Source organism: Pedobacter steynii (genome assembly GCF_900103665.1).
GTDB lineage: Bacteria > Bacteroidota > Bacteroidia > Sphingobacteriales > Sphingobacteriaceae > Pedobacter > Pedobacter steynii.
Genome location: NZ_FNGY01000003.1, coordinates 177418 through 198383 on the forward strand (window position 1 = coordinate 177418; position 20966 = coordinate 198383).

The 20966-nt window shown below is 42.7% G+C and carries 14 protein-coding genes; 5 read left to right on the forward strand and 9 right to left on the reverse strand.

The window, feature by feature from the left end:
* Window positions 1–5: 5 nt before the first annotated feature.
* The 9 genes from BLQ87_RS09030 to BLQ87_RS09070 form a co-directional block, all read right to left on the reverse strand.
* A complete protein-coding gene (locus BLQ87_RS09030) occupies window positions 6–1868 on the reverse strand; it encodes a RagB/SusD family nutrient uptake outer membrane protein (protein ID WP_074605838.1) in 1863 nt (620 codons plus the stop codon).
* A gap of 11 nt (window positions 1869–1879) precedes the next feature.
* Entirely contained in the window at window positions 1880–5347 is a 3468-nt protein-coding gene (locus BLQ87_RS09035; protein WP_216857753.1) for a SusC/RagA family TonB-linked outer membrane protein, read from the reverse strand.
* A 235-nt stretch (window positions 5348–5582) separates the two neighbouring features.
* On the reverse strand, window positions 5583–6728 hold the full coding sequence (locus tag BLQ87_RS09040) for a FecR family protein (protein WP_074605839.1): 1146 nt from the start codon (window positions 6726–6728) through the stop codon (window positions 5583–5585).
* An 86-nt stretch (window positions 6729–6814) separates the two neighbouring features.
* Window positions 6815–7378 (reverse strand): RNA polymerase sigma factor, encoded by a 564-nt coding sequence (locus BLQ87_RS09045; protein WP_074605840.1) that lies wholly within the window; start codon window positions 7376–7378, stop codon window positions 6815–6817.
* 209 nt (window positions 7379–7587) lie between these two features.
* A complete protein-coding gene (locus tag BLQ87_RS09050; protein WP_074605841.1) occupies window positions 7588–9159 on the reverse strand; it encodes a discoidin domain-containing protein in 1572 nt (523 codons plus the stop codon).
* Between the two features lie 128 nt (window positions 9160–9287).
* Complete coding sequence (locus tag BLQ87_RS09055; RefSeq protein WP_074605842.1) at window positions 9288–10073, reverse strand: SDR family NAD(P)-dependent oxidoreductase; 786 nt, start codon at window positions 10071–10073, stop codon at window positions 9288–9290.
* 33 nt (window positions 10074–10106) lie between these two features.
* Complete coding sequence (locus BLQ87_RS09060; protein WP_074605843.1) at window positions 10107–11273, reverse strand: mandelate racemase/muconate lactonizing enzyme family protein; 1167 nt, start codon at window positions 11271–11273, stop codon at window positions 10107–10109.
* A gap of 31 nt (window positions 11274–11304) precedes the next feature.
* Window positions 11305–14682, reverse strand: coding sequence for a glycoside hydrolase family 2 (locus BLQ87_RS09065; RefSeq protein WP_074605844.1), 3378 nt, complete (start codon window positions 14680–14682; stop codon window positions 11305–11307).
* Window positions 14683–14735: 53 nt separating this feature from the next.
* The gene (locus BLQ87_RS09070; protein ID WP_074605845.1) at window positions 14736–15434 is read right to left on the reverse strand and encodes an RraA family protein; all 699 of its coding nucleotides are present in this window, start codon (window positions 15432–15434) and stop codon (window positions 14736–14738) included.
* A gap of 122 nt (window positions 15435–15556) precedes the next feature.
* Here BLQ87_RS09070 and BLQ87_RS09075 point away from each other — a divergent pair, with 122 nt between their 5' ends.
* The 5 genes from BLQ87_RS09075 (at window position 15557) to BLQ87_RS09095 (ending at window position 20899) form a co-directional block, all read left to right on the forward strand.
* Window positions 15557–16423, forward strand: a complete 867-nt coding sequence (locus BLQ87_RS09075; protein ID WP_074605846.1) for an AraC family transcriptional regulator — start codon at window positions 15557–15559, stop codon at window positions 16421–16423.
* A gap of 183 nt (window positions 16424–16606) precedes the next feature.
* Window positions 16607–17317, forward strand: a complete 711-nt coding sequence (locus tag BLQ87_RS09080) for a hypothetical protein (protein WP_074605847.1) — start codon at window positions 16607–16609, stop codon at window positions 17315–17317.
* Window positions 17318–17327: 10 nt separating this feature from the next.
* A complete protein-coding gene (locus tag BLQ87_RS09085; RefSeq protein WP_074605848.1) occupies window positions 17328–18437 on the forward strand; it encodes a hypothetical protein in 1110 nt (369 codons plus the stop codon).
* A 28-nt stretch (window positions 18438–18465) separates the two neighbouring features.
* Complete coding sequence (locus BLQ87_RS09090; protein ID WP_074605849.1) at window positions 18466–19458, forward strand: hypothetical protein; 993 nt, start codon at window positions 18466–18468, stop codon at window positions 19456–19458.
* Between the two features lie 406 nt (window positions 19459–19864).
* Window positions 19865–20899: a Fic family protein gene (locus BLQ87_RS09095; RefSeq protein ID WP_074605850.1), complete on the forward strand. Its 1035-nt coding sequence runs from the start codon at window positions 19865–19867 to the stop codon at window positions 20897–20899.
* Window positions 20900–20966 lie beyond the last annotated feature (67 nt).

Here is a 20966-nt window from a genome sequence, read left to right on the forward strand (position 1 = left end):
TGTGATTACCATCCTGGGTTCTGGATCCATTTGCCCCCCGTTAATTGCACCATTCGCTGTTGAATGGGTAGCAAATAATCCCTTTGCGGATTAAAACCGGAACCATTTGGAAGGATACTTTTGAAAGGATCTATATACCTAAGCCCATCGCCGGCATTGCCGTTCAGATAAAGATTGACAGATTTACCGGCCGGGGCAGTATCGTAATACAACAACGAAGCGCCGTAGAATCCTCCGGTAACATTCTGACTTGTCATATCGCTGCCTACAAAAAGTGTCCCTAACTGGCGTTTCCCAATCAACAACTCATCCGCAGCAGCCCAACGCATGATGTCATCCAGGCGCATACCTTCGGCGGCCAGCTCCACTCTCCGCTCTCTTCTTACGGCCTGGATGACACTGCCAAGGTTCCTGAAAGGATAACTTGCATCCGTATTGTATTCTCTATTGAAATCAACAGCTGGCATTCCGGCACGCGTTCTAAGTGGGTTTAACGCATTTGCGATGGAACCAGGATCTCCACCCAATTCTGCAACGGCCTCTGCATAGTTCAGCAATACCTCGGCATAGCGAAACACAATAGCAGGAGCCACACTTTTAAAATCGTCGGATACAGCGGCTGCATTGTTGTATTCCAAAAACTTATACAAAGGATAACCAGTCGTGCTTTTGTTAAAGCCGGTCTGGTTAATTGGCGGATAACCTGGTACCACTACACCTGGTTTTAACGGCTTGCCTGGTACGGCTATCGTTTGTCCCAAACGCGGGTCCCTCAGTAACGGGCTCAGTTCCTTCGCATAAATTTTTTGTGCATCTGCACGCTCAGTACCAAGAAAAGGCCTTCCGTCTCTGGTCAGATAATCATCTACCAGGGATAAAGTTAAGCCCAAGTCTGCCCCTCCTGTAGAGGTATATTTACTAACACTATGGGCAATATTTTCGTTGGCATTATATTTCTTCCAAAACAGGATTTCCGGATTCGCAGAAAGGTCTGTAGTCATAAACAGGTTCCCATAATCTTCCAATGGCTTACCGGTCGTGTAAACCGACCATTTGTTACCAGTCATTACTGCCGACGCGGCGTCACGTGCCTGTTCAAAATAGTTCTGAATCTTTTCCGCGCTGATATCTTTGGTAAAAAACGGATCATTTTTAGCCTTGTGATATTTCTCCCAGGTTGCTTCATACAGGGCTACTCTCGACTTAAAAGCCAATGCCACATCTTTATGAACGCGCATACTTGCGCTATTGGCAACCGAAGGCAATAAAGTTACAGCCTGATCCAGATCGGCCAAAACAGAATCTACGATTAAAGTTCTGGATGCCCTTGGTACTTCCATCACCTCCTTCTCTCCGGGTAATACCTGGTTCACCCAGGTCACCGCTCCGATTTTTTTCAACATCGCAAAATAATAGTAGGCTCTGAAAAACCTGGCTTCTCCTAAAAACTTATTGTTCTCTGCAGCATTTCCTTTTGCATTTTTAAAGTGCTCAAAGAAATAATTCAGGTTCCGTACCGCTACATATTCCTTAATCTCTGGTGCTGCACTCAGCGAGAACAGTCCGCTTGTCCGGGTGTTTACGGCAGAGAAAATCATATTATCAGTTCCGGCATCATTAAAAGCAATTCCTGTACCACCAACGCCGGTTGGCTGCAGCGGGAAAGTTTCCGGATAAATCGAAGTTCCCTGATTCAGCTGGCTTCCCTGATAAAACTGGTTCATATACATTCTCAACTCGTTGGTAGAGGCGAGACTGTTGGTGGTACTTAAGGTATCCAGCGGTTCAAGATCAAGAAAGCTTTTCTTACAAGCAGAAAAAACAAACAGCAGGCCTAGTACAACGCATATATTTAAATTCTTTTTCATTTTCTTATCTTTTATAGACCAATATTAATCCCCAATGCATATACCCTGGATAAAGGATATATTTTCCCGGACTCCACGCTTCCAAGAATAGTTTCCGGATCCAGCATTTTAGCCAGTTTAGTGATCGTAAACAGATTTTCCCCCGTTACAAATACATTCACTTTACTGAGTTTCACCTTTTTAATCCATTGTTCCGGTAGCGAATAACTGATGGTTGCATTCTTCAGTCTTAAATAAGCCGCGTTTTGCATGTACCTGTCGGAAACCTGTTGCGTTTTATTAGTAAAAGTTCCGATAGAACCGGCCGGGGCAGCATAAGGATTTGGATAATAAGCGTCCGTATTTTGTGGTGTCCAATAGTCCAGGTGTTGCTTAAATACGGTCACCTGAGCTAAAGCCCCCGCGCCCCAGAAATAAACTTCACCAGATCCCGGGGCATAATCTCTTTTTCCGATGCCCTGGAATAAGGCCGAAACAGAAATCCCTTTCCATTGGATGGCACCATTAAAGGAGTAGGCATATCTCGGATTGGTACTACCTATAATCGTTTTATCACCCATATCGCCAAGTACATTAGACCCGTTGTTAATTTTCCCATCCCCATTCAGGTCCAGGTATTTCACATCTCCGGGCACCCAATTTACGGGAGAAAGGAAGGAGTGGTTTAACTTATTAAAAGCGGCAGCTTCTTCTGCCGTCTGAATCAGCCCCGAAGCACGGTATCCCCAGATTTCGCCCACTTGTTTCCCTTCATACCAGCCATTACCGGCAGGGTCACTATAGGTCGGATTCTGGTATTTGGTGACCACCGATTTATTGTCAGATAACATGACACCAATGGAATATTGAATGCCATTGTCCAGCTTATCGCGCCAGTTCAGTGACAATTCCCATCCCCTGGTTCTCAGGTTAGCATTGTTGCTTTTTGGAGGGATCCCCCCAAACATATCGGCAATATCCAATGAAGGGCCCAACATATCCTTAGTACTTCTTTGGTAGACGTCGATACTACCAGAAAGCCTGCCTTTCAGCGCTTCAAAGTCCAACCCTATATTTCCATTCTGTACCTTTTCCCAGGTAATCAGGGGATTAAAAGGATCCGGGGCCTTTATATATCCTTCTCTGCCATTCTGAAAATACCAGGGACCGCCTGCGCCCGAAGGCCCCGGAACGGTAATTCTCATGCTTTGTGCATAAGAGTAAAGTCCGGCACCAGATTGATTCCCTAAGAAACCATAAGATCCACGAAGTTTAAGCAGGCTAATGTGTTCTTTTAACGACTCCATAAATTTCTCCTGAGCAATGTTATACCCCAAAGAGAAAGAAGGAAAAAAGCCCCATCTGCTGCCTGATGCAAAGCGGGAAGAACCGTCGTATCTGCCATTGATCTCTACCAGATATTTACTTTTATAGTTATAGTTGAACCTGCCAAAAAAGCCCTGTGTTCCCCAATGCGTACGTTCTTCAGTAGTTGTTTGATTTCTGGTAGCCAGAGAAAGGCCGGGTCTGGTTGGGCTGATCAAATCCTGAACGGAAGAAGAAAGCGCTTTAAACTCATTCAATTCCTGTTGAAAGCCAATCATCGCACTGAAATTATGGTCTTCATTCAGTGTAAAGTTGTAAGAAGTATACACATTTGGCGAAAAGTAATTTGTAGCTGCCATATTACGTGCATAGCCGCCCAGCAATGGAATATTGTATTCTGATCTGTTCACAAATTTTGGAGTGCCGTCAATCCCGTAAATCAGACCTGGTAATTTTAAAACATCCTGATTAAGGTCCTTTTTCAGGAGATTAAAATCCGCCATAATCTTCCAGTTTTTAACCGGTTCTAATTCCAGACCGGGTAAAATGGCAAGGGTAGTTTCTTTAGTCACATCACTGGAACCGGATTGCAGATAAGGGACGTTAGACATCTCAGAGAAATTTCCGTTCAGGTCATAGGGAGAAACATTGGGTCTCATCCTGGCCAGGTTATGAAAAAATAAATTTTCAAATGCGGTGAATGGAGATTTATAGGCAGACTGTGTGAATTTGGTATTCAGTTTCAGCTTTACCCAGCTCGTTAACTGAGAACTGATGCTGGCATTCAGGTTATACCGGTCGTAATTAATATCCGCATAACGCATGGTACCTCCTTCATTGTAATAAGCTCCGGAGACAAAAAACTGCGTATTTTTACTCCCTCCGCTGGCACTGATATTGTGCGACTGACGTAGGGCATAAGGCTTATAATGAAAGGCAAACCAATCGGTATTGGCGACCCCATTTGCGGTATTCTCCCAGTTGGAATAAAAATTATCATTGGCCTCAGGAAAGATGTTCATTCCCCTGGGGTCTTTAATATACTGCTGTAACAAAGCCAGCTTATCTTCTGAATATTGTTTACTTCCTGTGGCATTAAAAGTTGCCGCATTAAAATAAGTGGCAAAATCATAAGAATTGGCCATTTTTGGCAGTAACAGCGGAGAAGTTAAACCTGCGTTGCTCGAATAAGAGATCGTGGTACGCTCGGCCTTGCCTTTTTTTGTGGTCACCAAAATCACGCCGTAAGGTGCCCTTGCCCCATAAATTGCAGAGGCAGCCGCATCTTTTAATATGGAAACCGATTCGATGTCATTAGGATTTACATCCGACAAGGACATGGCCATTCCATCCACCAATACAAAAGGACCATCGCCACCACTTAGATTTCCGGCGCCTCTGATATTCAGGTTGAAACTCTGTCCGGGCTTGGTGTTCCCGGCTACAGAAACATTCAATCCAGGCGCAATTCCCTGTAAACTTTGCGTGGCGTTCACTACGGGCCTATTTTCCAGATCCTCTCCTTTCACCACAGATACGGCGCCAGTCAGGTTAACTTTCTTCTGTGTACCATACCCCACTACGACTACTTCGCTCAACTGACCTAAATCAGCCTGTAATTTCACAGTAACCTGGTTTTGTCCATTTAGTTGTACTTCCTGTGTAATGTATCCCAGGTAAGAAACCTGTAAGATTGCATTTTCATCCAGTCCTTTCAAAATAAACTGCCCATTGTTATCCGTTACTACCCCTTGTCTGGAGCCCTTTACCTTTACCGTTGCTCCCGGAACGCCCCGTCCCGTTTCATCCAGTACTTTTCCTTTTACCTCTATCACCGAAGTTTCAGGCAATTGATTGAGCAGCACAGGGCTGATTTTTTTGTCCTTTACAATCACACTCTGCCCTTCAATGGCATATACCACCAGGGGCTGATTGTTAAAGGTCTGTTTCAAAGCTTCTTCCAGGCTTACCTTCTTCACATTGATATCTACGGGCCTGGCCAGCTTAACGGCATCAGAAACAAAAATCAGATCAAAACCACTTTGCCTTGAAATCTCTTTAAGAACTTTTTTCAAGGAGGCTTTCTTCTCGGAAAGAGTGATTTTGTTCTGAGAAAACCCAGTGGCACTCACTTGCATTAAACAAGTCATCAACAACAGTACCGTCAGTTTCATTGTCAATATTAATTTGCGTTTCATACGGCCATAGCCATATGAATTAAAGGTTATAAATTCATACATTTGGTTAGTTGGTTTTTAATGAACAAAGCATAGCAACGCTATGACTTTCGTTCCTGGTCATTTGTAATACTTTCGTGTTTTATAAAATGGATACCTGTAAAAACTTAAATGAGCCAGGAGCGGCTTCAACGCTTCTGGTTTTTTAATTACAGGCCTTTGGATGTATCATTTAAGGCATAACTGTAATCCTCCTTCCTTCAACTTTAAAATTAAATTTATCTGTATTGGAGAGCATTTTCAGTACTTCCTGCAGGGATTTATTCCTGGAAATATGACCACCTATCTTTTTGTCACTTACCTTAGGCAGATAAACAACATCCACATCATACCATCGGGCAATTTTCCTCATAATTGATCGGATTTCTTCATCTTGAAAAAGAAAATAACCGTCTTTCCAGGCGGTGGCTTCCGCTACATCAATATCGGCCAGGTCCAGTTGATTGGACTCAAATACGGCTTGCTGACCGGGTTTAAGTACTGCAGTTACAGATGAATTTTCCAGCTTCAGTTTTACACTGCCTTCCAGCAGGGTGGTTTTTGTCTGGTCTTCATCCGGATAGGCATTCACATTGAAATGTGTTCCTAAAACCATGACCTCCTGTCCTTTGGTATACACTACGAAAGGCATTTTCTTATTTCCCTTCACCTCGAAATAAGCCTCACCAACAAGTCTTACCTCCCGGTTATTTCCTGTAAAAGCAGCCGGATAACTCAAAGAAGAAGCAGCATTTAGCCATACTTTTGTCCCATCAGGCAGGCTGATCTGATATTGCCCGCCTTTAGCAGTCGTAATCTGGTTAAAAGCGCTCACCTTTGCCGCTCCTTCATAGACCAGCTGTCCATCTTTGGTTTTAGTAATGGTTACTCCTTCCTGTACGGCAATTTTGCCATTGTGAGCCTGGTCGAGTTCAATTGTTTTGCCATTGGCAAGTGTGAGCATGGTTCTGGTACCTGAGTTTTTTACAGTACGGCTAACATGCTCAGGGTGTACTGAAGTAGTTTTAACAGGGGAATGATAGAAATGTAAGCCTATGCTCAGGGCAATGAGTACCGTTGCTGCCACTGCAATTTTTTGCCATAAAGAAGAAGGTGTTTTTTTAGGGACTTCTTCAATAGCTATGGATGAAATGTCAAGTTCTCTGGAAAGGTAAGTCCATATTTCTTCAAGCTGTTCGTCTTTCTGTTGCTGAGGAAACTCCGGCAAAGCCTTTTCCTCATATTTAAGGTACCAGGTTTCCAATAGCCCACGTTCCCGTTCTGAACAGTTTCCTGCCAGATATCTCTTTAATAAATCAGATACCTCTTGTTTTTGCATAAGTATTTAGGATTTTTTCCCATTTAACACTAAGACAGCTAAGAGGTAGCCCAACAGGTAGAAGAAAAAAAATATTTTTTTACCGGTTACAGGAAGTAGAAAAGCAACCCCAATTTCACCCTTAAAATTTTGAGTGCATTGCTGATTTGTTTAGAGACCGTTTGAGAAGATATATTGAGTTGTTTGGCGATTTCCTCATGAGAAAGCTGCTCTTCACGGCTTAATACAAACACCGCTCTCATCTTGGGTGGTAATGCCTCAATTTCCTGACGGATAATCTGGGCGAATTCTCTTTCCCTAATTTTCAGATCAGTGATATAATTGTCCTCGCTAAAAAAAACCTGGATGGAACTAATAAATTTAGACTCCACCTGTTTATGTGACAAATGATTAAAAACACGATTTCGGGCAGCAGAAAACAAATAACCAGGCAGATTATCGGTCAGGGGCATCTGCGATTTATTGGCCCACAATTTCACAAAAAGATCCTGTAATACGTCTTTGACCAATTCCTGGTCGCCTAACTTTTTATAAAGATGGTTTTGAAGTAAATTTTTGTGACGGTTATAGATCTCAGTGAAGGCGTATTTATCACCTGTCCTAAGTAGACTGATCAATTCCTGATCACTGAGTGCCTTATATTCAAACATTACATTTATTCCCTGAGAACGAAAATATAAAAAGAAAGGATAACTTTTATAATTATTTCGCTGTCAGAGACATGAGGCCCACAACTTCCCAAAGAATTTCGAAACTGCGTAGGCGTTCCCTGATATTGCTCAAAAATCATTTCATAAAAAAACAGGTACGCGACCAAACGTACCTGCTGACCCCGACCAGGGCATTAATCTAATCCAGATTAATTTTTAAACACGCCAACTTCCGCGAGCGAAGCATACTGACGACCATCAGTAGCGGAGGTAACGATTACTTTAAAATATTTGAATGTCTTTGGAGCGGGTAAATAAATAAACTGCGGTCCTCCAATATCTTTTAACACGTAATTTCCAAGTACAACCCAGCTGATGTTGTCGTTACTTGTCAAAATCTGCATGTCTTTTATTTTGCTGCTTCCGGCACGCTGGGTAAATGTAAATCCATCAGCGGCTAATGCCTGGCCCATATTGACCACAAAGTGATGCGGAAAGGTCGGCGCATTGGTATTCCAGCGCGTTACCCAGGCAGTTGTATTGTTCCGATCCAGAAGGTTAGCCACTTTCCCATCTTCCTCTACCGTTTCCTCTGAGCTGAAATCAATCACCTGCCAGTTTGTTTTGGCGTATTCGTTCTTATCCCCGAAATCAATGACCGGACTTCCATTCTTTATTTCGTAAGGATATGGCACATTGATCATACTTCCGTTTTGGTTGCAGAGCATGATCCTTAGCTCATAGGGGTAACTTTCGGTATTGCTAAACTCGCTCAAAGGCATGCTGACATAGAAGCTGTCTACACCAATTTTCTGAGTAGACCAGGGCACTGCATCATAGTCTTTATTTCCACCGATTCCATTTTTAGCCCCATCATTATAAAAATTGATGTAATTAACAGATCCGGCATTTGACAGGCGTCCGGAAACAATAATATTCCCACCTTCAAATTTCGCATTCAGATGGTTGATTGTTGCATTAAAAGGCGCATACCAATCCGTTCTTGTCACTTTACTGAAGACCTGGGTATTGTTTAAAATCGCACAATCTGCTTTTGTCAGGTAAGTTGGCGTTTTCCCGTAACTCGAATTCCCCGCGCCCATTAATGAAGTTCCAAATTGTGTATTTTCTGATTTCTGACCTCCATTATGAGGTAAATTGATGCCATGACCGAGCTCATGCATGAGCCCGCCGATCCAGCCTGTAGCCTTAGTCCCCGCCGGAGTCGCTGCGCCCAGATCTTTAATGTCCATCCCCGGATAATCCAAAGCAAAACAATTGCGGCCCAATCCATAAAAAGGAGCCTTATCTGCCTCAATGTCTTTAACACACATAATAATCAAGGTATGGTCGCTTGTTTTTTCTGTCGGATGCGCAGCAAAATATTCATCTACTTCTTTCAGTACTGCTCCTGCCCCACCATCGTAAGGATAATTCGATTGATCCAGCTTTCCTTTGATCTCTACGATCTTGATTCTCTTTTTGGCTACATCTTTCAGCAATCCAAAGCTTTTATCTCCAAATCCCCAGTGTTTCATCCATTTCCCATAGAAATCCTGCCCCTGAAGCATCATTTCACTAATTCTGCGGTGGTAATCAGCATTGGGCGTTTTATCAGACGCAACGAAATAAACCACGTTCAGGTTGTAAGCATAGTCAGATTTGTAATGGTATCCCGTATCTATTGGAACTTCGTCAACAGGTACTCCGGGAACATCGCTTTTTTTACAGGCGAACAGAAAGGCAACTGCGAACAGCAGGAGACAGGCATTTTTTTTCATGTAAGGTTTGTTTAGGTTGATGATTAGGTTATGTTCTTCTGGTTAATAAGAACAAACGAATATAAACCTCCTTGATAATGATCACTTTACATGGAGTATCCAATGCTGACACCATATTGCCATCAGGACTAGTTGTCCTGCATCAGCGCGCTTCTTCCCCCATCAATGAGGTAGGTTGTTCCGGAAGCAAATGCCGCGTAATCGCTTGCCAGAAAAGCACACCATCCACCTATTTCTTCTGCTGTTCCCAGTTTTTTTACCGGATGAAGGTCAATCGTTCTTTGTCGCTCCTGCTCAGGCTCGGCAAAGGAATTGAACCAGTGCTGATTGCCTGGTGTATCTATAAATCCGGGTGCAATTCCCACACAACGAATTGCTGGTCCCCATTCAATGGCAAGACTTCTCACCAATCCGGTTAATGCAGTCTTGGCAAGGTTATAAGGAAAACATCCGGGGATGGTATGTTCCGCATGATTAGAGGTCATCATCAGGATGACGCCAGAACGCTGTTCGAGGTGAGGACGGCACAATTTCGCAAGTCGCCAGTGGGAAGTCAGGTTCAGGTTCATATTCTCCTGCCATTCCTGTTCATCACACTCGGCCGCACCCTGAAAAAAGTTCCTCCCGGCATTAGAAACCAGGATGTCTATTCCCCCGTTTTTTACCGCAACCGCTACAAGAGCTTCAAGCGCTTCGGGTTTAGTGATATCCGTCTGTAGATACTGACCAGCAGCACGTTCCGCTTTAACTGCATCGAGGAATAAGTTCGCTCCTGCGCTATCCGCAGCATCTAATGCACATCCAATAACGGTACAGCCGGCTCTGGCCAGCATTTTTGCCACGCCCAAACCGATTCCCGAACTCACTCCGGTAACGACTGCAACCTTTCCCTTTAAATCAATTTGCAAAGCCATGATGATTTTATAAAGCCCTTATGATGATGTTATTTAAACGTAAAAACCTGGCCTTGGAGCCAGAATTCCAGGATGTTTTTCCATTTCTTCTTCTACAAGATCTACCCCAAGTCCTGGCCTGTCAGACAAGTGCAAATGTCCATTATTAACCATATCTCCAATCGGATGTGTGATCACCTCATCCCTCCAGGGCACATCATTAAACATAAACTCCTGTCTGAAAAAATTAGGAACGGAAGCACAAACATGCGCGCTGGCCAGGGTAGATAAAGGTCCGTTTGGATTGTGCGGCGCCAGCAAAACATTATAAGTTTCCATCATGGTCGCCATGCGCTTCATTTCTGAAGGGCCACCACAACGGGTGATGTCAGGCATCATGATGTCACAAATGTTCTTTTCCAAAACAGGCCGGATGCCATGCCGGGTATAGTGTCTTTCTCCTACACAGATAGAAACGTTAGACGGAATTCTTTCTCTCATCGCCCGCAGATTGTCGGCACTTTCTGGTCCGGCAGGTTCTTCATACCAGGTGATGTCCAGTGCAGATAAACGCTGTGCCATTTTTACCGCAACGCGATAGTTTAACATCGCATGGGTTTCAATCATAATGTCAAACTCAGGCCCTACGGCATCACGTACCGCCTTGCTGACATTGAAAGCCAAATCCTGCTGTTCTGCAGTAAGGGTAAGGTTTGAAGACAGGTCTTCCCCATATAAGTAGTTCGTATGGGCAAAAGGATCAAATTTCAGCCCCGTAAATCCTGCTTCTTTAACCTTTAAAGCCTGCGCTGCATAATCTGCTTCATTATGCCCGCCGCCGGTAAACCAGTAATTGGCATATAATAAAATATCTTTCCGAAAAGCACCGCCCAGCAGTTCATAACATGGTGTTCCCAATACTTTTCCTTTCAGGTCCAGCAGGGCCATATCTATCCCGCTAATCGCACATAGACTTGCGCCATAAGGGCCCATCCAGTTTAAATCACGATAGAGTTTGGTCCAGATGAAATCTGTTTTCATAGGATCCAGACCAATAATTCTTTCTCCAACATGTTTGGCGGCATGGTAAACAATCGGACTCCCCGGCCAGTTTGTCGCCTCCCCAACCCCGGTATGCCCGGTATCAGTATAGATCTTTAATAAGGTCCAGTTGTATTTAACGCCTTCTACCAGCCAGACTTTTACCTCAGTGATTTTCATTTGGTATATAATTGTTTTAGATCCTTCTATTTTATTTAGACCCCTCTAATTTAAGCTTAATTTTTCCTTTTAACTCAGAACCCAATTTTAATGGCCTGCGTTCCTTACTATAATAGCCAGCAAAGAAGGGATCAGAACCACCTCCATTTAATTCAGCAAGGAGGAACCTTGTTTTATTTCCGTCAATCCAGCTTCTCGCACTCTGCGTTCCATCAGAATAAACGGTCAGACCTGCTCCCTGACCATTACTCAATTTTGCATGGTAAATATTCGCTTTGGTACTTCTGAAATCCCGGCTTCCAAGGTCATTTGCATCTGCAGACCAAGGGCCTGCAGGTACTTGTAATGGCGCTTCTACATATTTCTGATGTACTGGCAAAGCCTGGATATCACCACTCGTTCTGGCAATATCATGTTCAGGATAAACGCTCCAGTATCCTTTACTGGAATAGTTCAAATGTTGGAAATCTGATGGCAGTTCAAAAGCCAGTCCCCATTGTCTCGGATCGATTTTCACCGTATCGGTCACCTTAAAATCGTATTCGATCTCAATCGTTCCATCTGCCAGAAATTTATAGTTAAAAGCACCTTTCAGATAATTATAACTGCCTTCTACCTTTACATTAACAGAGGCCTTATCCTGTACAGCAGTCAGCATACTCGTTTTCCAATGGCCTTCAGGTTGATACAAAATCGGTTTAATGTTTCGCTGGTAATTGTTTCCTGCAATATGAGGCGCCCCACCATCATCACCGTTCATCGGAACCACCATTATGGCAATCCCCCCAAGAATTTTATGGTCAGTCACTACACCTGTATTTTTGTCGAAGGTATATTTTTGTGCGCCGCGGCTCAATACGATCTGATCACCGGATTTCTTAAATTTAACAGCAACATTCGATTCCACCGGAATCACCCTTCCTGCAGCCGACAAAATCATCTCTTCTTCCTGTGTAATGAATCCCCTTGGATCGGTAAAAGTAATGCGAACAACTTTCGCACTGTCGGATACCTGCAGTTCCAAATCCCCCAACGACCTTGCCGGAATATCCAGAGCAGCAGACTTAGAAACGCCATCAACGATATATTTGAGTTGCCCTTCTTTAAGGTTCGCAAAATTATACCTGTTCTCTATTTTCAGCAACAGGATGCCATTCTTTGGTCTTGCTTCTTTTAAATTACGGATCACAAACGGCGCGTACGATTTCCTTACGGAAATAAACTCGGGCTTCTCTCTTCTCCATCCATCAAGAACAGAACCCCATGGTCCATAACCTACAATAGTACTGTCTGGTTTATGAAAGACATCATCAATCCCGGCCCAGATGGCACCGCCCAGGCAAGCCTGATGGGTATACATTTTATCATACATCTGGTGCAGCATTCTGCCCCAATCCGCACGGACATAAGGGTCAGTGACCTCTTCCAGTCTGTTATAGGTTTGCACATGGCAATACTCTCCAAACAACACCGGCCGGTCTGTAAATTTATCCGTTTGCTCAGGCCCACCCAAACCAGGATAATGAATGTTCCTGATATCGGCCTTACTGCCTGCATTGTTAAAGCCTCCATACGTCTGATCGTGGAAAGCGGTTGGACGCAATGGGTCGTATTTTTTAACCTCTGTATTTACTTTATCCCACAAAGGGCTCCACCTGGATTCATTGGCAATAGACCAGATGATGATCGAAGGATGGTTTCTGTTTCCTCGAATATTTTCAAAATTAGCCCTTAGAAAATGAGGCAGGAATTCAGGGTTCAGGTAATTCCATTCTTTCCAGATCGGACTGGCATGGTGTTCTACCCAGGTAATCGCGGCTTCGGCTTCCACAAACATGCCTAAAGAATCACAGGCTGCCAGAAATTCTTCTGAAGGTGGATAATGAGAAGTGCGGATATAATTACAATTGGCATTTCTGAACAACTCCGCATCTTTTCTGTTTAAGGCAGCACTGATACTTCTGCCACTAAGTGTGCTTACATCATGCCTGTTTGCACCATGAAGTTTTATAGGATGATTATTGACGAAGAACTGGTTCCCCCGAATGTCAATCTGCCTGAAACCCAGCTGCTGTCTGTTCTCCTGCAAAACTTTTCCTTTGCTGAGCAACTGAGTTACTAAAGTATAGAGATAAGGGTGTTCTGTATCCCATTTTTCAGGGCGGTTAACGGGAATACTGAGCATTCCCTTCAGGTCCGTATTTGCACGAAGCCCCTTCTTTTCGATGGAGTTTCCGCTGATGCTGAGCTCCTTTCCTTCCCTATCCAGTAATGTAAATTTCAGCGCGACATCTCCTGCCAGCTTCGATTCATTAAAAACCTGATAGTCGATATGGAGATTGGCGTTCTGATAGTTTTTATCAAACGTAACCTGAGGATAGATCTCGCCGATATTCAGTTCCGGCAATGCGGTTAAAGTCACCTTTCTCAGAATTCCTCCTACCGTATGCGCAGCATACTGAGATACACAACCCAACTTATCGGAAATGGTTAAGCTCGCCACCTTTACTTCTATTCTATTCTTTCCCGCTTTTACCGCAGTACTGGCATCCATTTCAAAAATCACAAAGCCCCCTTCATGTTTGCCAATCAGCTTTCCATTCAACAAGACTTCACAATGTGAACTTACCCCGTCAAAACGTAATTTTATCTTTTTACCTTTCCAGTCGTCCGGAAGCTCAAAAGACGTGGTATAAGCCGCCTGTGCTGCAGAATCTACCTGATAGCCCTGCATCTCCCACTCTCCGGGAACCTGAATTTTTCCTTGCTGTGTTTTATATTTAAAATCCCAGGTTCCGTTTAAAGACAAAACAGGAGATTTAACTTTTTCTACGCGTGCAGGGACCGGCGACAACCGTTCTGGCTTAAAAGATATCGCCTTGATCTTTTCTGCCAATACATCCTTATACACCAATGGCTTTGACCCGGTAGATAAGATCTCCAAGCGGCTAACAGGAACATTTGCACCGGAAAGCGCAATTAAATCGAACGTAAACGTTCCATCCTGATAAGCAGCAGCCGGAATAGTATAGGTTGCCGTGATTGCTTTCCCATAAGGCAATGCCAGTGAACCGTTCAGGACCTCATTGTCTGCCAGAACTTTGACTTTCCGGTCTTTAGAATCGGAGAGGTAAGTAACCCTTAGCTGATACTTACTTTTCAGGTCAGAAACCGTAAATGGCATGGAGATCCTTCCTGCAAAAAATATGGCTCTTTCTTTTCCCCTGATGGGTAAAACATCCGCAGGAATTTCCTGCGGAGTATAGGTGTAAGCCTGGCCTATCTTGCTCAACAGGCAGTCCCCGCAATCTGCAGCGCTATAATTTTGAACTGTTTTATATTCCTGACCATAAGCGGCTCCCATCATGAACAGCAGCACAACTGGAAGGCAGCGTAATTGTTTTAACATTATATTTTAAAGTTAGATTTTTTTCCTCTTTTTCCGTTATTCGCACAGGCGAATTACATAATCCCATAAGTCTCAAATGCCGTTTTCGCCGACATCCCTTCTTTGATTTTTTGAAAGACAACTTTCTCTCCCCTTGCTTTTTCAAAAGCAAGCCTGAAAATCTCTGCTGAAGCATCTTTCGGAACAATACATACCCCATCCCGGTCGCCAATCACATAATCGCCATTCCGGATCAACACCCCATTCATTTCTATCGATGTTCTGAAGTCGATCACTTTCCCTCTTGGTGCCTGATCTTTCGCATAACTGCCATAAGAAAAAACGGGGAAATTCAGTGCCAGAATCCCGTTTGTATCGCGGGAATAACCATTCACAACCGCACCCGACGCACCCAGTTTAATCGCCCTCATGCTCATCAACTCTCCCCATAGCGCATAGGAAGGAGCCGATCCGGTACAGATGTATACTTCATTTTTCTTCAGGTCATCCAAAGCCTCGAGCATCAAACCAAATGGCTTTTGCAAAATGGGATTGTTCCCCCGATCTGCGGACTCCGTAACATCAGCCTCCAGTACCGGCATCGCCTTGCCTACAATGACCATGTCATTTCGCAATGGCTGAACCTGAGGTGGCAAAAACTGGTTCAGAAAGCCTAATTTGTCCATAATGTCACCGATTACTGCAGTAAAAAGTTCTGCTTTTATTGAGGCAATCAGCTCGTCTTCGCTGGTGGGATTGTGCAATGAGATCATCGGCTATGTTTTTTAAGCAAGTTAACTGCTCTTTTCCCGGTTAACTCACCATCAATTGCCCAAGATTGACACTATATTGTCAATTATTTTGATTTATCAGAATAAAAAAGCAAATTAACCTTATGCAACCACTTCTATTCGAAACTAAAACCGTCTTACAGGAAAGCATCTTTGTAAAGGAGGTGAACGTAAAATGTCTGACCAATCCCTTACATTTTCACAACGAATATGAAATGGTATGGATGACTAAAAGTAATGGGCGAAGAATTGTGGGCGATAGTATCGCGAACTTTTCCGAGGGGGACCTGATCATTATGGGACCGAACCTGCCTCATGTCATGTACAACGACAAAGAATATTACGAGTCAGATAGCGACCGGGAGGTGAAAGCAATCGTGACTTACTTCCGTCTGGATTGGCTGAATGATAATTTCCTGGGCGCAAATGAAGTTGGCAAATTCAATGACCTCTTAAAAGACATCCAAAGAGGGATTCATATTTATGGAAAATCAAAAACCCAGGTAGTCACGATTTTAAATCAATTGCTCATCAGCACAGGATTGAAAAGAATTATCCATTTGCTGAGCATTCTGGATTTATTATCTGGCACAAAAGAATATAAATGCCTTTCTAGTACTGGTTATACCAATCCTCATAACCAGAAAGATGTTCAGCGCATTGATAAGATTTATAATTATGTGATGAACAATTTCACGCAGAACATCAGTCTGGAACAAACCGCTGCAATGGCCAATATGACCACGGCTTCATTTTGTAAATACTTTAAAGGGAGAACGCAAAAGACCTTTACCCATTTCGTAAATGAAGTCAGGATTGGGTATGCCTGTAAGCTGTTGTACAACGATCACCTGACGATTTCGCAAATCTGCTTTCAAAGTGGTTTCAATAACCTGACCAATTTCAACCGGAACTTCAAACGTTTCATCAAGATCAGTCCTTCAGATTTTAAGAGAAATTTAAAACTCTAGTCTTATTCATTTCTATCTACTGTTACCGATGGTATTCATGAGCCCAAAGGTTCTGCCTCATTTCGTTAGGTGATCTGTAAGATCCTAATGGTTTCAATTAATTTTCCGAAAATAGAGCTGCTTAAATAAATCGGTACATTATATTCGTTTTTTGTTATTTTTAACGACAGATAACAACCAGCTATGAGCGAAGAACCAGAAAGCAATTCTTTTGGAATTTTAAGAAGTTTAAAGAAACTAATCTTTGAAGACAGCCCGGAACCGGAGGCTTCCGGTTCAACTGAGGCCCCAACACCTCCGGTTACGCCAAATAAAACAGCTGAAACTGTAACGAAGAACCCGCAAACAAATCTAACACAAAACACGTCTGATTTACCGGCAACGGATGTAAAACAGATGAAACTGAAAGTATTGGAAATTCTGGAAAAAATTAACCAGCCGGGAATTGACTTTTTTGAAGTATGGAATGCCGCAGCAGAAATGGGCAGCGTAAATGCAGGAACCTTAAAAGCCGCATTTACCTCTTTAAAATACGTGGATAAAACCCTGGACAAAGAAAAACTCAGCAGAACCGGACAAAACTATGCCACTGAACTAAAGAAAGTAATCGACAAAGAGACCGCCGCGAAACAGGCAGAAAAACAAAGTATTGAGCAAAGTCAGGTAAAAGAAAAAGCAAACCTTACCGCAGAAGTTCAGCAGATCGAACAAAGCATACTTGAACTTCGTGAAAAGCTCAGCACAAAACAAAAAGACCTGAATGAGATCAACAGCAAATATGAACCCCAACTCCTGGATATCGATAGCAAAATTGCGATTGGCAATACCGCCGTCACCGAAGTCGTAGCCGATATTCAAAACGCCCTTAACATAATAGAAACCAATATAAACTAAAAACTCTCCTATGGAAAACAAAAGTCAATTCGTAAATATACCGGCAGAACTGAAGAGTCAGCTTCCTATATTTCAGGTACTCGGGGATCATTTACCCGCTCAGCTTCAAACGCCGGAAGCAAAGAAAACCATTTCCAGCATTTTCTTCTGGGCCCTTATTTTAGGTGGTGCCTTTGCCTTCTTCAGATACCTGCCGGTCATGCTGGAATATGCGGCAAAAAGCATTCTGCTGGTCATTTTCAGTATCGTTTTAATTGTTTTATTGTTACTCGCACCAAAAATCATTGCGCTCTTACATCGCCTTGGAACAATCCTCATTTTTAAAGGAGAGAAAGCAATCATCCGTAACAACCCTATCGAAACTTTACAATTGTTATCTAAAGATGCGAAGGATACCCTGAAGCGCGTAAAAGATAAAATAGCAAACGTAGACGGCGTTCGCATTGACATGATCCAAAGTGGTGAAATGGCACAAAAAACAGCCGAAGAAAAATATACCTATGCAAAACGCTTTACCGTAGAAGCAGCCAATCTTGACGAAAAAGGAAAACAGGAAAGCACAAACAGCAATACGGAGAAAGCAAATGAATATGCGAGGGATGCTAAAGAAACCCGCACCAAAGCATTTTTATTAGGTAAAGAAGGCGAAGCTGAAGAGCAAAATGCCAGAAGTTATGTGCAATATGCCAACCAGTTTGCGAAAGTTTTAGAAGTCCTGAAAGACAATGAAAGTGCAGCGAGAATTTATGTGAGCACCCTGGACAGCAGCATTTCTATCATCTCTAAAAAACTGGAAGCGACTCAAAAAATGAAGAATGCGACTGAAGGCCTTGCCGAAGTATTTAACATTAAAGACGGTTGGGTATTCCAGGAAGCAATGGATGCTGCAACAGGTGCAATCAGCCAGAACATTGCTTCAATCCGTTCCAATCTGGACTTCCTTGATCAGAACAACAATATTACCGTTGGTGGTGCCCCTTCACAAGGTGAGCTCGAAGAGTTCATCAAGAAGGTAGACGAACGCAACCTGAAAATGCTGAACGTCAGCAAAATGGCCGATTCATATTATGAACTGAAACCGGAAGAGAAAGTAGACAAAGGCTTCTCCTTATTAGATTAATCAATAAAACCAAAATACAAACAAGAACATGGAAGAAAAATCAACCTGGGCCAGATTACGTTGGCCGATAAAAGCAATCATCCTGGCTATCCCAATCGTTGGAATAGGTTACTGGGCATTTGAAAGCGGTAAATTTGATGGAACAGGCGCTAAATCAGCAACCGCTGACACCACGAGTGTTGCCCCGACAATGGCTGGTTCAAAGGCTGCTGACGAAAAAAGAACATTCAATTATACGCCGGAAAAACCCGTTAACGGAGAATACAAAGGTGTGGTTGAAGTAGGTGCTTCAGGCTTTAACTCCTTCGTAGTTAATATCGACAAAGAGAAACGCTGGGAGATCGTATCTAAAGATTTCGGCAAGTCTTTCGTCTATGAAGGCATGGCCAATACTGCTGATATCCGTACCGGATTAAAAAACTATATCGGTGCCATGTTTGATAAAGGAGTGAAGTCTAAAAACATCCACTTTGTGATCAGCTCAGGCGCGCAGAAAGAACCTAAAACCGCAACGATTTCTACGGAATTAAAGAAAATGGGTTATGTAGTGAACCTGGTTACCGCAGAACAGGAAGGTAAACTTGCGTTAAAATGCGTATTGCCTGCTTCTTATTACGACAACTCTTTTGTGGTAGATATCGGCTCCGGAAACACCAAAATTTCCTGGATGGACGGAGACGTTAAATCTGCTGAAGCACCGGGAGCTAAATATTATGAAAAAGAATTGAAAGACGACGCGGTATATGCAGAGGTTAAAAGCCTGTCGGAAAAGATTCCTGCAAAAAGACGTGACGTTTGCTTTATCATTGGCGGCGTTCCTTATGAACTGGCCAAACAAACCCGTAACGGTGAAGAAAGATTTACTGTATTAAACGACCCTGAAAAATATGCCGTTGATAAGATCAAAATCAAAAGTGGCATAAACATCTATAAAGCCATTAAAGACGCTACCAAATGTGATACTTTCGTATTCGACTGGGATGCTAACTTTACCATTGGATTCTTGCTGACGGTTAAATAAGATGCTCAAATGAATAGGAAAAGAGGGACTCATCAATGATAGCCCCTCTTTTTTTATGGCCCCAACGGGCGTTCATCGAACCATTTCCTGTCTGATTTGCGATTAATAGACGATTTGGCTAAAAAACTTGAAACAAAATAAGTAAACCGATTTGAGGCCGTCCTGAGTTTTTCGGGGACATCAGTTCTGATTGGTACAAATAAGCCCCCATTATTTGAGAACACATATTGGGTTCGAATTTAATTATGGATCATTATAAGATGAGATACAGCTCAAAAACCACAGTTAATGACCCACAATGCATTAAAAAATGAGCTATAAGCAATATATAGCTCATATAAATTAAAATTACAGCTCATTTACACTTATATTTGAGCTGTAACTAATTTTTTTATGAGCTGTAATTATGGGACGAATAGATACTGAAATTCTTAATTTTATAAAAAACCATCCATCTAGCTCATCTGGAGAGATCCATGAAGCTATTGGTAAAGGTTCTTTTGCGACAATAAAAAGGGCAATAGCAGCCCTGGTTGAAGGTGGCCAGTTACTAGCACAAGGCCAGACCCGAGCCACACGATATGTACTCAGTCCGGTTAGCCAGTTGTTTAGCCCTATTGATATGGTTATATATTTTGAGAAGGAAATTGATGAACGTGAAATCAAAGACGGTTTCAATTTCCAGTTAATCACTGAAGTATTACGCGATGTCAACCTATTTACAGTTGACGAAACGGCTCAATTGCAGCAATTACAAGAAGAGTTTCTAGATAATGTGAGTCATATGACCTCTGCAGCCTATAATAAGGAGATGGAAAGACTAGCTATCGATTTGAGTTGGAAATCATCTCAGATCGAAGGTAACACCTATTCACTGCTAGAAACTGAACGTCTGTTAAAAGACAAAGAAACTGCTGCCGGTAAACCAAAAGATGATGCGACTATGCTGTTAAATCACAAGGAAGCGCTCAATTTTATAATTGAAAATCCCGATTATGTAGTTCCATTGACTATTGCACGAGTAGAAGATATACATAGCATCTTAATCAAGGATCTTGAGGTTGAGCGTAACATTAGACAGCGACGTATGGGTATTTCAGGAACGAACTACAAACCGCTTGACAATGAGCACCAGATCAGAGAAGCCTTGGAAGACATGTGCCTGTTGATCAATCGAAAAAACAATGTATTTGAAAAATCATTGCTTGCTCTGGTATTGCTATCCTATATCCAGGCATTCAATGATGGTAACAAGAGAACCGCACGCATAGTCAGTAATGCAATACTTATTGCTAATCAACATTGCCCTATTTCCTTCAGGACTATTGACTCAGTCGAATACAAAAAAGCAATGTTGATCTTTTATGAACAGAATAATATCAGCGTTTTTAAGAAAATATTTATAGAGCAGTTCAAATTTGCTGTCAACACCTATTTCTAATTGAATAAACAGATACTGAATTCCTATCGGATCAGTGCAGATGGATTATTACCCCCAGAAATTTACG

Coding starts and splice junctions, on each gene's coding strand:
- BLQ87_RS09030 (WP_074605838.1), bottom strand. CDS start 1,868: ATGAAAAAGAATTTAAATATATGCGTTGTACTAGGCCTGCTGTTTGTT.
- BLQ87_RS09090 (WP_074605849.1), top strand. CDS start 18,466: ATGGAAGAAAAATCAACCTGGGCCAGATTACGTTGGCCGATAAAAGCA.
- BLQ87_RS09035 (WP_216857753.1), bottom strand. CDS start 5,347: ATGAAACTGACGGTACTGTTGTTGATGACTTGTTTAATGCAAGTGAGT.
- BLQ87_RS09085 (WP_074605848.1), top strand. CDS start 17,328: ATGGAAAACAAAAGTCAATTCGTAAATATACCGGCAGAACTGAAGAGT.
- BLQ87_RS09065 (WP_074605844.1), bottom strand. CDS start 14,682: ATGTTAAAACAATTACGCTGCCTTCCAGTTGTGCTGCTGTTCATGATG.
- BLQ87_RS09075 (WP_074605846.1), top strand. CDS start 15,557: ATGCAACCACTTCTATTCGAAACTAAAACCGTCTTACAGGAAAGCATC.
- BLQ87_RS09080 (WP_074605847.1), top strand. CDS start 16,607: ATGAGCGAAGAACCAGAAAGCAATTCTTTTGGAATTTTAAGAAGTTTA.
- BLQ87_RS09060 (WP_074605843.1), bottom strand. CDS start 11,273: ATGAAAATCACTGAGGTAAAAGTCTGGCTGGTAGAAGGCGTTAAATAC.
- BLQ87_RS09045 (WP_074605840.1), bottom strand. CDS start 7,378: ATGTTTGAATATAAGGCACTCAGTGATCAGGAATTGATCAGTCTACTT.
- BLQ87_RS09095 (WP_074605850.1), top strand. CDS start 19,865: ATGGGACGAATAGATACTGAAATTCTTAATTTTATAAAAAACCATCCA.
- BLQ87_RS09055 (WP_074605842.1), bottom strand. CDS start 10,073: ATGGCTTTGCAAATTGATTTAAAGGGAAAGGTTGCAGTCGTTACCGGA.
- BLQ87_RS09050 (WP_074605841.1), bottom strand. CDS start 9,159: ATGAAAAAAAATGCCTGTCTCCTGCTGTTCGCAGTTGCCTTTCTGTTC.
- BLQ87_RS09040 (WP_074605839.1), bottom strand. CDS start 6,728: ATGCAAAAACAAGAGGTATCTGATTTATTAAAGAGATATCTGGCAGGA.
- BLQ87_RS09070 (WP_074605845.1), bottom strand. CDS start 15,434: ATGATCTCATTGCACAATCCCACCAGCGAAGACGAGCTGATTGCCTCA.